The 12,840-nt window shown below is 59.3% G+C and carries 10 protein-coding genes and 1 pseudogene; 6 read left to right on the top strand and 5 right to left on the bottom strand.

What is annotated here, in order from left to right; genetic code table 11:
- Nucleotides 1-23: 23 nt before the first annotated feature.
- From ACKWRH_RS45810 to istA, 3 genes are all read right to left on the bottom strand, one after another.
- Nucleotides 24-1,388 carry a hypothetical protein gene (locus tag ACKWRH_RS45810; protein WP_445222851.1) on the bottom strand — a complete coding sequence of 455 codons (1,365 nt, stop codon included), beginning with the start codon at nt 1,386-1,388 and terminating at the stop codon, nt 24-26.
- Nucleotides 1,389-2,337: 949 nt separating this feature from the next.
- Nucleotides 2,338-3,180, bottom strand: coding sequence for an IS21-like element helper ATPase IstB (istB, locus tag ACKWRH_RS45805; RefSeq protein ID WP_445219607.1), 843 nt, complete (start codon nt 3,178-3,180; stop codon nt 2,338-2,340).
- Nucleotides 3,177-4,709 carry an IS21 family transposase gene (gene istA, locus ACKWRH_RS45800; RefSeq protein WP_445220984.1) on the bottom strand — a complete coding sequence of 511 codons (1,533 nt, stop codon included), beginning with the start codon at nt 4,707-4,709 and terminating at the stop codon, nt 3,177-3,179. Before istA ends, istB begins: the two co-directional genes overlap by 4 nt.
- Before the next feature lie 737 nt (nt 4,710-5,446).
- Between istA and ACKWRH_RS45795 the strand changes: the two genes are divergently transcribed.
- From ACKWRH_RS45795 to sctU, 6 genes are all read left to right on the top strand, one after another.
- Complete coding sequence (locus ACKWRH_RS45795; protein WP_445222850.1) at nt 5,447-6,115, top strand: hypothetical protein; 669 nt, start codon at nt 5,447-5,449, stop codon at nt 6,113-6,115.
- A complete protein-coding gene (gene sctQ / locus ACKWRH_RS45790; protein ID WP_445222849.1) occupies nt 6,112-7,098 on the top strand; it encodes a type III secretion system cytoplasmic ring protein SctQ in 987 nt (328 codons plus the stop codon). The genes ACKWRH_RS45795 and sctQ overlap by 4 nt, the downstream gene beginning before the upstream one ends.
- Nucleotides 7,095-7,757, top strand: coding sequence for a type III secretion system export apparatus subunit SctR (gene sctR, locus ACKWRH_RS45785; protein WP_445222848.1), 663 nt, complete (start codon nt 7,095-7,097; stop codon nt 7,755-7,757). The genes sctQ and sctR overlap by 4 nt, the downstream gene beginning before the upstream one ends.
- Nucleotides 7,754-8,014 (top strand): type III secretion system export apparatus subunit SctS, encoded by a 261-nt coding sequence (sctS, locus tag ACKWRH_RS45780; protein WP_445222847.1) that lies wholly within the window; start codon nt 7,754-7,756, stop codon nt 8,012-8,014. Before sctR ends, sctS begins: the two co-directional genes overlap by 4 nt.
- A gap of 104 nt (nt 8,015-8,118) precedes the next feature.
- The gene (gene sctT, locus ACKWRH_RS45775; protein ID WP_445222846.1) at nt 8,119-8,907 is read left to right on the top strand and encodes a type III secretion system export apparatus subunit SctT; all 789 of its coding nucleotides are present in this window, start codon (nt 8,119-8,121) and stop codon (nt 8,905-8,907) included.
- A gap of 5 nt (nt 8,908-8,912) precedes the next feature.
- Nucleotides 8,913-9,971: a type III secretion system export apparatus subunit SctU gene (gene sctU / locus ACKWRH_RS45770; protein WP_445222845.1), complete on the top strand. Its 1,059-nt coding sequence runs from the start codon at nt 8,913-8,915 to the stop codon at nt 9,969-9,971.
- Between the two features lie 124 nt (nt 9,972-10,095).
- On the opposite strand, the pseudogene ACKWRH_RS45765 reads toward sctU, so the two are convergent.
- Nucleotides 10,096-10,644 (bottom strand): annotated as a pseudogene (locus ACKWRH_RS45765) (transposase); the annotation flags it as partial.
- A gap of 67 nt (nt 10,645-10,711) precedes the next feature.
- Nucleotides 10,712-12,241 carry a group II intron reverse transcriptase/maturase gene (gene ltrA / locus ACKWRH_RS45760; protein ID WP_445222706.1) on the bottom strand — a complete coding sequence of 510 codons (1,530 nt, stop codon included), beginning with the start codon at nt 12,239-12,241 and terminating at the stop codon, nt 10,712-10,714.
- Nucleotides 12,242-12,840 lie beyond the last annotated feature (599 nt).

Raw genomic sequence — 12,840 nt, 5'->3', positions numbered from 1 at the left:
GGCGGCCTGCTGTCCATCCCTCCTCAACGATCGGACGTAGAGTCTAAGACTTGCATCGTCCACGTCTTGAGTCCCGCTGCGAGCCCGGCGATCGCGCTAGTCCGGTTACGCATCACCCACCATGGAACCTGAGCAAAAAGGTGCGGAGCTCTCCAAAGCTCACCCGCCGCAACAACGAGGCGAGAGCGCTCGTCTGGTTTCAAGAACCTCATCCCTTGCCCGAGCCCGCCGATCGCTTTGGCTTGATCGCGGATTTCGGTAAAGGCGAGTGCGGCAGAAACGAGAGCTGAACACTGGCCTGACTCTAGACACTCCATCCCTCTCCCCATCCCCTCAATCGCTTCAGCTCTGTGAACGGTCAGAGCATTCTGGTCATTTGGGTCGCAGACCATATTCACAAGTTTGGTACGCTCTGCGGGTTGCAGATGCTTCAGCCCTGGCCCCAGTCCGGAGATTGCAGTCGCTTTGACGTGATCTGGCAAGGCTCTCCGGTGATTGGGGTCCGAAATCATCTGGAAGAGCTCGGTGCGCTCGCTGGGTTGAAGGTGCTCCAATCCTACACCCCAGCCAGCGATCACGTAACCGACTTCCCATTGATTGTTCAGGCCTCTCGGGTGAGTTGGATCTGAAATCATCCGGAACAGTTCGGTGCGCTCGTCCGATTTGAGCCGTCCTAGCCCCGCCCCTAGGCCGGCCATTGCCCAAGCTCTCTGTGAAGTAGTGGGAGCGGAGGCATGATTTGGGTCGAAAATGACCTTCAAAATTTGGGCAACCTGCTCATCCGTCACATTTCTCAGCCCCGGCCCCAATCTGGAGATCGCCACGGCTGCGTCACGTCCCAGCGTATTCGGGTGTTGTGGGTCGTAGATCATCCGAATAAGGTCGGCGACCTCCTCCGGTTCGAGGTGCCCGAACCCCGGTGCCATCCCTCCAATCCCAACCGCTCTAGAGTGTGAAGTGCCCATCGAGCGAATGTTCTCGACGAGGGCTGAACGCTCCTGCGGCCGCAGATGCTTCAACGCCAATCCCATTCCGTTATTCGGGACGGGTATGTGCCCCCAAACCGACCGACTTCCGGCAATCGCGATCGCTCTGTCGGCAGGTTCGAAAAGGCTGAAAATCGCGTTTACGAGGTTCGAGCGCTCGAGCGGTTGCAGATATTCAACGCCCCCGCCCAGCCCGGCGATCGCGACCGCTCGCCCCCAAGGTTCTTCAATGTGAAGGGCAGCGCTTACGAGCGCACTGCGTCGCCCAGGCGAAAGAAGGCCCAAGATGCCAGCATGTGCAGCGATGTCTTGTTGAGTCATATCCGCAGCATTCGCGCTCAGTGACGCAGACAATTCTGAAGCAAACTTACCTGCGAGACTCAAGCCTCGAAACGTCTCCATCACGAGCTCCCTGCCCTCGTGGCTTGCACGCATAAAGCCGTCGAAGTTGCGCGCCGTCTGTGGGGGTCGTCCGTACCGAGACGCCGCACGATCTCCAACTGCTCATCTCTTCGCAAGCATTCTGCGAATCCTATTCCGCCGGCCACTGATGGGGACGTCTGCTCAAGGACAGAACGGGACGTTTGGCTACTTTGGCCAGCTTCTCCACGGCCTAGAACGGGCTCGGTGCACGGATTACCCGTCCAACCGGTGCTCGCCGCTTCAACTTCTGCAATATGCGATCTCCCGATCGGGCCAATGCCTACCATGACTCACCTCCGATACAGGCGAGAATGCACACGCTCTAGCTAATGCTAGAATGGCGGCTATCTCGACGAACTCGCTCTGCTTGCCGCCCCAGCCTCGTCCCCTCCCTTGCCGCCGAAAGAGCGTGCCAAGATCGTCGTGACGGTGACGGTGCCCCAATTGGCCAGGGGCTCTTTAGCTCGATGAGGTCGCAAATCGAAGGTGCGACAGGCCGATGGACGGGCAGAGATTTGAGCTCTAGCAAGCGGAGTGCCACCAAAGAGAGTCCGCGGAGTCCCTGCTTGAATCGGGCCGAACCATGCGCATTGCCAGGCCAATGACCTGAACCGCTTCGCCGAGTTGCCAACATAATGTCGTCAGCCGGACACGCCTGAACGGGTACGCACAACGCACTTCTTGAGGCGAGCGTCCGTCGTCGACCCATCCCAGATCGGTTTGCGGTGTGAGACAAGATCGTCGAGTGAACCTGGTTTGGCAATTAATGCTGGCGTCTCCGCATCGTGCATGGCGAGTCTACCCTTGATATGGCGCGACAATCAGGATGAGAGCGGCGCGTCAATCAAGATGAGACGAGGCGGCCGAGTCAGAAGATAATTGACGCTGGCTGCGGGCTTGGCAAGGCTTGATTGACGCTGCGCGACAATCAAGCGGCATTGCCAGCGTCAGTCACCGCCTTCTCGAGTTCATTTGGAGTGGCGTGAACCGGCGGCCGGCCTGGACCGCGCCTGCGATCGAGAGCAACTTTTCGACGGTAGCTCTCGACGTTCATCTCGAGGATCGTGGCGTGGTGCACCAGGCGATCGATCGCCGCCAGCGTCATCGCCTGATCGGGGAAGATGCGGCCCCACTCGCCGAACGGCTGATTGGCCGTGATCAGCAGCGAGCGTCGCTCGTAGCGGGTGGCGATCAGCTCGAACAGTACGCTGGTCTCCGCCTGATCCTTGCTCACATATGTGATGTCGTCGAGGATCAGGAGGTCGTAGCGGTCGAGTTTGGCGATGGCGGACTCCAGCGCCAGCTCGCGCCGGGCCACCTGCAGCCGCTGCACCAGATCAGTGGTGCGTGCAAAGAGAACGCGCCAACCGTCCTCGACGAGAGCCAGGCCGATCGCTGCGCCGAGATGGGTCTTGCCGCCGCCGGGTGGACCGAACAGCAGCAGATTGGCGCCGGTCTTCAACCAGACGTCACCGGCGGCGAGCGCCATCGCCTGTGCCTTTGACAGCATCGGCACGCTCTCGAACTCGAACGTGGCGAGCGTCTTGCCGGCGGGCAAACGCGCTTCCACCATGTGTCGTTCGATGCGGCGGCGGGTGCGATCGGCTGCCTCGTGCTCGGCAAGGGCCGCAAGGAAGCGGGCGGCGGGCCAGCCTTCCTTGTCCGACTGCGCGGCGAGCTTCGGCCAGATCGCCTTGACGCCGGGCAGGCGCAACTCATTGAGCAGCAGCTCGACGCGGGCGGCATCGATTGAGGTCGCTATGCCGGTCATGCTGCTCCTCCCAGGTTCGAGTGGGCCGACACGATGCTGACGGAGGCCAGCTCATCGTAGACGTCGAGCGACGCCAGCTTGACGGCGACACTCGGGATCGAGGCCGCCTCGGGTCGGAAGCGATCGCGCAATGCCGCAAGATCGGGTAACCGTCCGGCATCGAGAGCGGTCGCGATCGCCTCGGCGAGCTCGGCTTCGCAGGCTCGCTCATGGGCCAGGGCCAGAAGCTCGACCGTCACCTTGCAGGCGCGCCGGTCGTCGCCATGCTCCCGCAAGGTCTCGAAGAGGCGCTTGTAAGCCGCGCGCGGGAAGAGCTGATCGCGATAGACGAGATTGACGAGCGCCATCGGCTTGCGCCGCAGGGCATGGATGACGTGCCGATAATCAACGACATGCCCGCCGTGGTTCTCCGACACAGGCCGCCCGCGCCGCAGCGTCCCGACCGGCGTGACGCCGAGGAAGCATTCGAGCCGGTCGTCGAAGATGCGCACACGCAGGCGATGGCCAATCAGTCTTGAAGGCACAGTGTAGAACACGCGCCGCAGGATGAAGCCGCCTGACGACGTCACCCGGATCACCTTCTCCTCGAAGTCGGTCGTGCGGCCTTTCGGCAGTGGCACTAGTGCTTCCTTTTCGAGCGCGATCCGCTTGGCGAGGTTGGCGTTGCGCCGGCCGACAATCTCGTCGACAAAAGCCCGGTAGGCATCGAGACTGGCGAAGTCGCGCGTGCCCCGCAGCAATAGCGCATCCTCCAGCGCTCGCTTGAGATGACCGTGCGCACTCTCGATCGAGCCGTTCTCGTGTGCGATGCCCGCATTGTTGCGCGTTGGCGCCATGCCGTAGTGGCCCATCAGCGCGGCGTAGCGCTGTGTCAGATCCTCCCGCGCGTCGGCCGCCAGATTGCGGAATGCTGCCGACAGGCTGTCGCTGCGATGCTCCCGCGGCACGCCGCCGAGCGCCCACAGGGCGTTCTGCAAGCCCTCGGCCAGGGCGACGAAGCTTTCTCCGCCGAGCACGACATGGGCATGCTCAAAGCCGGAGAACGCCAGCCGGAAGTGGTAGAGCCGGTGATCGAGCGCCTCACCCGCGATGGCAATGCCGAGCGGGCTTGTATCGGTAAAGTCGGACAGACCCAGACGACCGGGCTCGTGCTCCTGGCGGAAGATCACGTCCTGTTCAGGGCCGTTGAGCGCCCGCCAGGCATTGATGCGCCGCTCCAGCGTGCGTCGGATGTTGGGGTTGAGGTCGGGATGCCGGCGGCGCAGCTCGTCGAGCACGCCGATCACGCGGATGCCGGGCGCAGCCTTCAGGATCGGAACGATCTCGGCGTCCCAATAGGGATCGAGCGGATCGGACCGTCGCCGGCCCCTCGGCGCCTTCTTCTGCGATGGCAGGCGCAAATCGTTCTCGATCCGATACGCGCTCGCTTTCGAGAACCCCGCCTTGGCCGCGGCGGCCTCGGGGGACAATGTCAGTCGGTAGGTCATGTACAGCCTCATCTGGTGGTCGGTGATGTGAAGGCCAGGCAAGGCATCGATTCCCTCTTGTCGAGACGAATCAACAGCTTGCACCAGCCGCACCCGGCCGCCAGACGGGTCCGAAAAACGCGGCGCCGATGGGGACGGTCCTCCGGTCGGGCTACGCCCTCCCTTCGGTCCGTCCCCATCGGCGCAGTCTCATCCTGATTGTCGCTAAGGTCTCACCTTGATCGCCGCCGCCCACCTTGATTCCGTCCGGTTGAGCGAGCGCCATGTTCCGGCGCGCTTCAGGCGCGCGCGCTACTAGACGGTTCGCAAAAGCACCGGCATCGTATTGCCGGAAGGCATGGTCGGGCGTCACAGCGCGCGTGACTGAGAGCATCGCGCACCTGATCCCGCCGTTCCCTGGAAGCCTTGGCGGGCAGCATTTGCAGCGGCGATAGCGCGGACCGACGACGCCAAGTTGCTGCGAAGGCGGGCAGGTGCCAGCGTTGCGCCTGCCCTCGCGGGCGCCAACCGCCCCCTTTACCGGGACCAACCGCCGCCACCATCACGATCAACGTCCGGCGCGTTATACGCCGCTAGCGCCTACTGAAAGGCATAACATTGTCAGCTGGGCCGATATCGAGATTGTATTTGATTCTAGTCGGCCCTGAGCAGATTGAGAGGTGGAGGCAGCTCTGCAATCGAGGGGACATCTCCCCTTATGGTCGCGTAGGTGTCGACTCATATCATGCCTTGACAAGTGCTGGCGACGTCGCCCTGTCAACGTCAGTGGAGGTAGATCGATGCAACGACTCACGCTAGCAAAAGGCGCTGCGATGCCGACCGTTATGTCACGTGATCGTCCCGTCCCACCAGCCGGGATGACCCAGGGCCGGAAGTGCTCGGATATCGCGCGCTTCTCGCTAACGTTCGAAAAGGCCAATCGAGAGGTCTGTGAGGCATCAGAGAGCGCACCTGGCTGCAGAGAGTTTGACAATGACCGGCATGATCCGGCAGAAAGCGAGCGCGCCACGTACTCTTCCTTCCTTAGCGCCTCGCTCGCCGGTGCCACGCCGGATCCTGTAAAAGATTCGCAAGTGATTGAAACGCGCTCACCATCAGTGACGCTCGTGGCGTTAGCCGAGACGATAGCTGATCGTCTTTGGAGCGGCCGAGACTACGTCGAGGATACCGCAGTCCAGATCATGTTGAACCGTGAGCCGTTCGGCAATGCACGTGTGGCCATCAGTGGCCGGAATGATACGCTAACAGTACGCATTGAATCCGAGTATCTGTGGCCCATCCTGCAGTTACAGGGCCAGGCATTTGCGCGCGACTTGTCCGATCGGATCGGAATGCGCATCGTGATGTTAGTAATTGCCCACAGCTCAGCTTGTGGTGGGCGCGACAGCAGCCGACGATCTCGGCGGTTGGAGCCAATACTCTACTATATAGCTGAGAAGATCGCGTGATCGATCTTCCCTGCTATGGCCCACGCGAGGCTGCCGCCGTTTCGCGTCTTGCGACCCGTCTGCCGGTTTCTTTCACCCTCGCTGGTATCAAAGTGGAAGCTGTCATGTCCGATTCGGCGCTGCCGCGCCTTGCGGCGGACTACTACTGGGGGGTGACGCGCCCGCGCGGCCACGATATTCGCGTCGCATTCGACTCAACGCTCCTTGCGCCTATCGCAGTGAAACATTGGCCAGAAATCACCGCGCTGCCTCTGGACGACGGCCTGCGAGAACTACTGTTCGACGTGGTCCTCCGAGATCTCGCGATCGAGGTAGAGCAATGGTGCGGTCAGCGGCCGATTTGGTCATCGACTGAGATCACCGAACCGTTTCCTTATGCAATCAAAATCCTTCGCTTGGACCGTCCAAATGACCTCCTCGGTCTGGTAGAATTCAATGGTGACGGCCTGGAATGGATTGCCGACTGCTGCTCCACGCTGCCGGTCGTGCGCGCCGAGCTCGATGAGTTGCCCCTTTTTTTGGATCTGCTAATCGCCCGCATCGACCTTATCCTCGCGGATCTGCAGCAACTCGCGCGAGGCGATGTCATCCTGTTGGACACCCCGCCGGTCGCCGATGATGGCACCATGACCATTCTTTTATGCCTTTCGGGCAGTTCGCGCTTTCGCGCCTCGCTCATGAATGGCCGCCTTACCATCCTCTCAGTAGTGGACAGTATAATGGATGGACTCGATCCGCTCCCACCGCAAACCTTCGACAGCATTAACCTGGCGGTTGATGTCGAAGTTGGGCGCCTGACCATGCCCCTTACGCAGCTTCGCGAACTGTCTGTCGGCCAGGTGCTGGATCTTGGCTTTGATGCCACCACCAACGTTAATTTACGCGTCAATGGTCAGGTCGTCGCTACCGGTGAACTGGTGCGCATCGCCGAGCGGACAGGTGTGCGCGTGCTCGACCTGCGCCTACCACGAGCAGGGCGATGACCGGATTTCCTGATCCCTCTACGCTGATCGTCCTGATCGCCGCCATCGCGGCGATCCCCTTTGTTGCGATTACAGTAACCTCTTACGTGAAGCTCATCATTGTCTTTGGGCTTATTCGCAATGCGCTTGGCGTTCAAAACATTCCGCCGAACATGGCACTCAATGCGGTTGCCATCCTGCTCTCGGTCTACATCATGCAGCCAGTGGCCAAGGGTTCCTATGAAGCAGTCCGCGACAAGCCGATCGCTTCTCAAAATCTCCACGAACTAAGAGAAACGATAATCCTCGCTGCTGAGCCAGTTCGCCGGTTTCTCTTGAAGAACACGACGCAACAGGAACGACAGTTCTTTGTCAATGCGACGCGGGGATTGTGGAGTAAGGAGGACGCCTCCGCCATAACTGGCAGCGACTATTTGATTTTGATCCCAGCCTTCGTCACATCCGAATTGGAAGATGCTTTCAAGATCGGCTTCTTGTTGTTCCTGCCCTTCATCGTCGTCGACCTCGTCGTTTCGAACATCCTTCTAGCGATGGGCATGATGATGGTGTCGCCAATGACAATATCCCTGCCATGCAAGCTGTTCTTATTCGTTGCGGTGAACGGGTGGCAGCGCCTAATCCACGGCCTCGCCGTTTCCTATGCTGGGCAACCGTCATGAATTCCGCCACTCTCACCTACGCCGCCATTGCCGCGCTCAAATTGACACTCGTCTTGTCGATGCCCGCTGTTCTTGTGGCTACGGCGGCCGGGCTGATCGTAAGCGTTGTGCAGGCCCTGACCCAAGTTCAAGAACAGACACTTCCCTTCGCAGTGAAGCTGACTTGCGTGAGCCTGGTACTGGTCGCCACCGCGGGTTGGTTCGAGGAGCTTAGCCGATATACGATGAACATCTTCGACAAGATCGGCGGGATATAAGTTTGAGGCCGGATATGCGCGGGTGTTCGAGTCTCTCTTTGCGCGGCACCGCCAAGAGCGTCCGCTACGATTCCACTCTCCATCATCTCGACTGATCTACTCCAATGTCGCCACTTGATCCGACCGATCTGCGTGCTTTCCTCGTTGTTCTTGTGCTGGCGATGGCTCGCATAGCGGGCGTAATGCTGGTCGTTCCCGTTTTGAGACGACGCATCATGACCGGCTTGGCGCGGAACGGCGTGATCATGGCACTGACGCTCCCGATAGTGGGGCGTGCTTGGGCAACTAAGCCAGCCAACCTCGATATCGCAGATCTGACGCCGGTTCTGGGTCTGGGCCTCAAGGAGCTCTTGCTCGGGTTCGTGCTGGGCATGCCAGTTGCCGCGACTATGTGGGGTGTGGAGGCCGTGGGGACATTCGTTGACAACCAGAGGGGTGGGACGATGGCAAGCCTCTTGAATCCTGCGAGCGACAACCAGGTCCCCCCGCTGGGGACCTTCCTGGCTCAGCTTTACACCACATGGTTATTCGTCACCGGTGGTTTCTCCAGAATGTTGGAGGCACTCTATCGCTCCCATACCATCTGGCCGCTGTGGAGCTTTCACCCTGCATTTGGTCCGGCATTCGTCACGGAGGTTCTGCGGCTCACAGACCTTGTGATGCTGCTGACGTTGCTTCTCGCCGGTCCCGCCATCGTTGCCATGTTCCTCAGCGAGTTGGGGTTGGCGCTGATTAGCCGGTTTGCACCGCAGCTGCAGGTCTTCTTTCTCGCGATGTCGGTCAAGAGCGCAGTCGGTCTTCTGCTACTGCTTCTTTCGCTCTCGATTGTTTTGGCCAACGCTGACAAGCACGTGCCCTCGCCTATCGCGTTTCTTAGCCGCATCACCAAGTGACTGTCATGACGGGTACAAAAACTGAAAAGCCGACTCCCAAACGGCTGCGAGACCTGCGTAAGAAAGGGCAAGTGCCGCAGAGTAAGGAAGTCGTATCCGCGGCAATGACCATTGCGTTCTTCAGCCTGTTCTTCGCCTCTTTGCCCAGCATGATGGATCGGCTTGAGGCAACGATTCTGTTGCCTGTATCGTTTCTGGAAGGGGATTTCCTAGTTGTCGCTCGTCAGCTCCTAGAAGCTTGTATGCGTGAAGTACAAAGTATGGTCGCGCCCTTCCTTTCCGTCGTGCTGATCATTGGTGTGGGCGCCGACCTGCTGCAGAACGGACCCAGTTATGCGTCCGATGCAGTCGCACCGTCGCTCAAGAGGCTCAGTCCCAGTGAGAACATTAAACGGATCGTCTCGCTGCGAAATCTCGTCGAGCTGGGCAAGTCGATCGTGAAGGTATTGATGCTTGGCCTGGTTCTAATATTGGTGCTCCGAGAAGATGTAGCTGCGCTCGTGTGGGCATCGAGCTGCGGGATATCATGCCTAACCGCGGTAACAGGCAACGTTCTATTTTTTATCGCCGCATATGTGGGGGCAAGCTATCTCGTGGTTGCAATTGCGGACTTTGCGTTTCAGCGATGGCAGTTCACGAGGAAGAACTTGATGTCGCAAGACGAGGTGAAACGAGAGTATAGGGAAGAAGAAGGTGACCCTCAGATCAAAGGCCGACGCAGGCAACTCCATTCGCAATTGTTAGCCAAAAACACGATCGACCAAGCACGCAGAGCGACCGTCTTGATCACCAATCCTACGCATATTGCAGTGGCGATTTACTATGATCCGCGGCAGGCTCCCTTACCAGTAATTGATGCTATCGGTACCGATCTGATCGCGCAGCGAATGATTGATGCTGCGGATGCTGCCGGTGTGCCGGTGATGAAAAACATTCCATTGGCGCGCTCGCTGCTGGAGGACGGTTTGGTGGACGAGTGTATTCCGTCGCACCTGATCGAACCTCTCGCGACGGTTCTTAGGGCGCTCGGAAAGCTGGCGGCTGAGACGGCCTATCGGCTGTGATTGTGACGCCGGGCATTGCCTTGGAGGATTCGCGGTTGATCATCTGAGAGTGTCCGTCGTCAGATAATTTGAGACTGATCAGGCTTTTCGAGAAGGGAGGCTCTGGCTCATCGGGGGTTAGAGTTTAAGCGGCCTGCAGCTGATGCTGCAAGCGGCGGTTTGCGATAGTGACAAGCTTGATGCGTTTGCGTTCTGTAAGGATCGCTTCGGCCCTGCCGAAGTAGACATCGGCAGGTGTGAGGTTGTCGATGCTCTCATGATAGCGGACATGATTGTAGTGCTCGACGAAGGCGCGTACCTGCCGTTCGAGATCGCCAGGCAGGTAGTAATTGTCGAGCAGAATGCGGTTCTTCAGCGTCTGATGCCAGCGCTCAATCTTTCCCTGGGTCTGGGGATGATGCGGAGCACCGCGCACGTGGTGCATGCGCTTCTGGTCGAGCCACTTGGCCAGATCGTCCGCGACGTAACTCGAACCATTGTCGCTGAGAAGCCTCGGCCGGTGCGCGACGGTGATATGGTCAAGGCCGGAGGCCGCGAGCGCCTGGTCGAGCGTGGCCGTGACGTCGGAGGCGCACATCGTGGGACCAAGCCGCCAGGCCACGATGTAGCGCGAGAAGTCATCGAGCACGGTCGACAGGTAGTACCAGCCCCAGCCGGTGATCTTGAGTGGAGTAAGAAGCGCGAGCGCGCTTCTCCTCCCCGAACCGTACGTGCACCTTTCAGCGCATACGGCTCTCTGTTCAAGCTTGGCCCATGGCCATAGCAACATCCTGATAGTGCGAGGTGACAGTGCTGCGGGCTTCTTTTCGGAAGATGTAGGGATTTTCCTCCGGATTGCGCCATCGGAACTGCGCCTTCGGACTTGAGACAAGCCGGTAAAGTGCTTTTCCGTGGGGCCCGCCGCGTTCATTTCGACCAAACACGAGCCAGGTTTTCGCCTTGCCCGGTTCCGGGGGTCGGTACCATTTCCGCATCAAAGGTTTGATGCGAGACCGGTATTTGTGCCCCAGCCAGTGCGCCATTTTCCAGAATACGACATGGTCGATGCGCCGGAATACGTGCGCGGTGAAGTCGGTGAACTTATAGAACGCTGCCCATCCCGCCAGTTGACGGTTCAGGCCAGCGATCATGTCGACCGTGCTGACACTATGATTGCCGGAAAGGGCTTCAGTGAGCCTGCGAACAAACCCCTTCGCCTTTTCCTTGGGTATCGTTGTGACGACGGACATGCGCCCGTGCGACCCTCGCTTGCGAATGATCCTGTGCCCCAGAAAGACGAAGCCGTCATTGACGTGAGTGATATGGGTTTTCTCCATATTCAGCGTCAACTTCAGCTTGCCTTCCAGAAAGGCGCGGCATTCTTCGCGGATTTCCTCTGCTTGAGCTTTGGTCCCTTTTACGATGACGACAAAGTCGTCAGCGTATCGGCAATAAGCAACCGCCGGCTTCCATTGCCGGTTCTCTCGAACCGTGATCGGGCGGCCAAGCTTGATGCCGAAGTTCCATGCCCAGCGGTCCTTGCGAGCCTTGTCGCTCAGGTATTTCGCTTCCAGCCACGCATCAAACTCGTGGAGCATGATGTTGGACAAGAGCGGTGACAGCACGCCACCTTGCGGAACACCCTCGCTGGAGGCTGTAAACAGGTCACGGTCAATGTGACCTGCCTTCAGGAACCGCCAGAGAAGATCAACAAACCGCCCGTCCTGCACTCGTCGCCGCACACATCTGATAAGCAGCCGGTGATGGACCGTGTCGAAGTAGCTTGCCAGATCACCTTCGATGATCCAGCGGCCCCTCGTCATGTCGGCTCCATCCTGGAGCTGTATCTTCACGGTGCGGACGGCATGGTGCACGCTCCGTTCAGGCCGGAAGCCATAGGATAGGCGATGGAAGTCGCTTTCCCAGATTGGCTCCATGGCCATGAGCATGGCTCGTTGGACGATGCGATCCGTCAGAGTCGGAATGCCCAGTGGGCGTAGCTTGCCGTTGGTTTTCGGGATATAGATTCGCTTCACCGGCTGGGGGCGATAACTCTCCTCCAGCAGGCTTTTCCGCAGGTCATCCAGATGCTGATCCAATCTGACCTGCAGTCGTTGCTTATCTATTCCGTCGATGCCCGGTGTTCGTGCGCCACTTGACGCCAGAACAATCCGAGCGGCCTCGGCAAGCCATTCCCGGTTGGCAATCAGCCGAAGGAGGCGATCGAACCTTCGGTTCGGATCGCTCCCGGCCCATGTCGCGAGCTTGTGCTGCATTTCACTGATTATCAAAGGTCTTCACCTCATTGGGTCAGGTAGTTTGCACTCCAAGCAGTTTGAACTGTTCCCCTTCGCCATGTGGCAGGCTTTCCCTGCCGCGGACTACTACGGAAACTCCGCCAGCATGGTGGACGTCAGGGTCAACTCCCTTGCGACACAAAGCATCGTGGGTATTCCATCATGCCTTCCCTCGTTCATATGCTGGACGTCATCGTATTGGTGAGGCTGCCGGTCGCAGTCTTTTCCCTTGCTTTCCGCAAGTCGATGCCGATGCCATGGTCTGGCTGCGTTCTCCCCATGACCCCTCGCGAGCGTCCTTACATCTGGGCTCGCGTTCGGATGCCGGCCGTCATATCTGTCCGGCGACATCATCAGCATTCCACCTGTTAAGCCGTGTAGGCGGAGGCGACATTTCAGCCCTCAGATGCGGGTGAACCGGTTCGTGTTCCTCAACCTTCCAATACTTCAGCCTCGGGGACCATCTCGGCTTAACGGCTTCGCCTCAATCCCCTTTACCTGCGGGCTACGTCACCCTGCCAGTTGACGACAGGTCACCGCCGCTTGGGCTCGTGTCCCCTCACAGCAGGGGACAAGTCATTTTTTTTCTTCCT

The organism is Bradyrhizobium sp. Pa8 (genome assembly GCF_052588265.1).
The sequence above is the reverse complement of the archived record's forward strand: the minus strand, read 5'-3'. Positions and strand labels throughout refer to the sequence as shown.

What these genes read in the sequence shown, in the direction of transcription:
- istB (WP_445219607.1), bottom strand. Translation starts at nt 3,180, where the DNA reads ATGACCGGCATAGCGACCTCAATCGATGCCGCCCGCGTCGAGCTGCTG.
- sctT (WP_445222846.1), top strand. Translation starts at nt 8,119, where the DNA reads ATGTCGCCACTTGATCCGACCGATCTGCGTGCTTTCCTCGTTGTTCTT.
- ACKWRH_RS45795 (WP_445222850.1), top strand. Translation starts at nt 5,447, where the DNA reads ATGCAACGACTCACGCTAGCAAAAGGCGCTGCGATGCCGACCGTTATG.
- sctU (WP_445222845.1), top strand. Translation starts at nt 8,913, where the DNA reads ATGACGGGTACAAAAACTGAAAAGCCGACTCCCAAACGGCTGCGAGAC.
- ACKWRH_RS45810 (WP_445222851.1), bottom strand. Translation starts at nt 1,388, where the DNA reads ATGGAGACGTTTCGAGGCTTGAGTCTCGCAGGTAAGTTTGCTTCAGAA.
- sctS (WP_445222847.1), top strand. Translation starts at nt 7,754, where the DNA reads ATGAATTCCGCCACTCTCACCTACGCCGCCATTGCCGCGCTCAAATTG.
- sctR (WP_445222848.1), top strand. Translation starts at nt 7,095, where the DNA reads ATGACCGGATTTCCTGATCCCTCTACGCTGATCGTCCTGATCGCCGCC.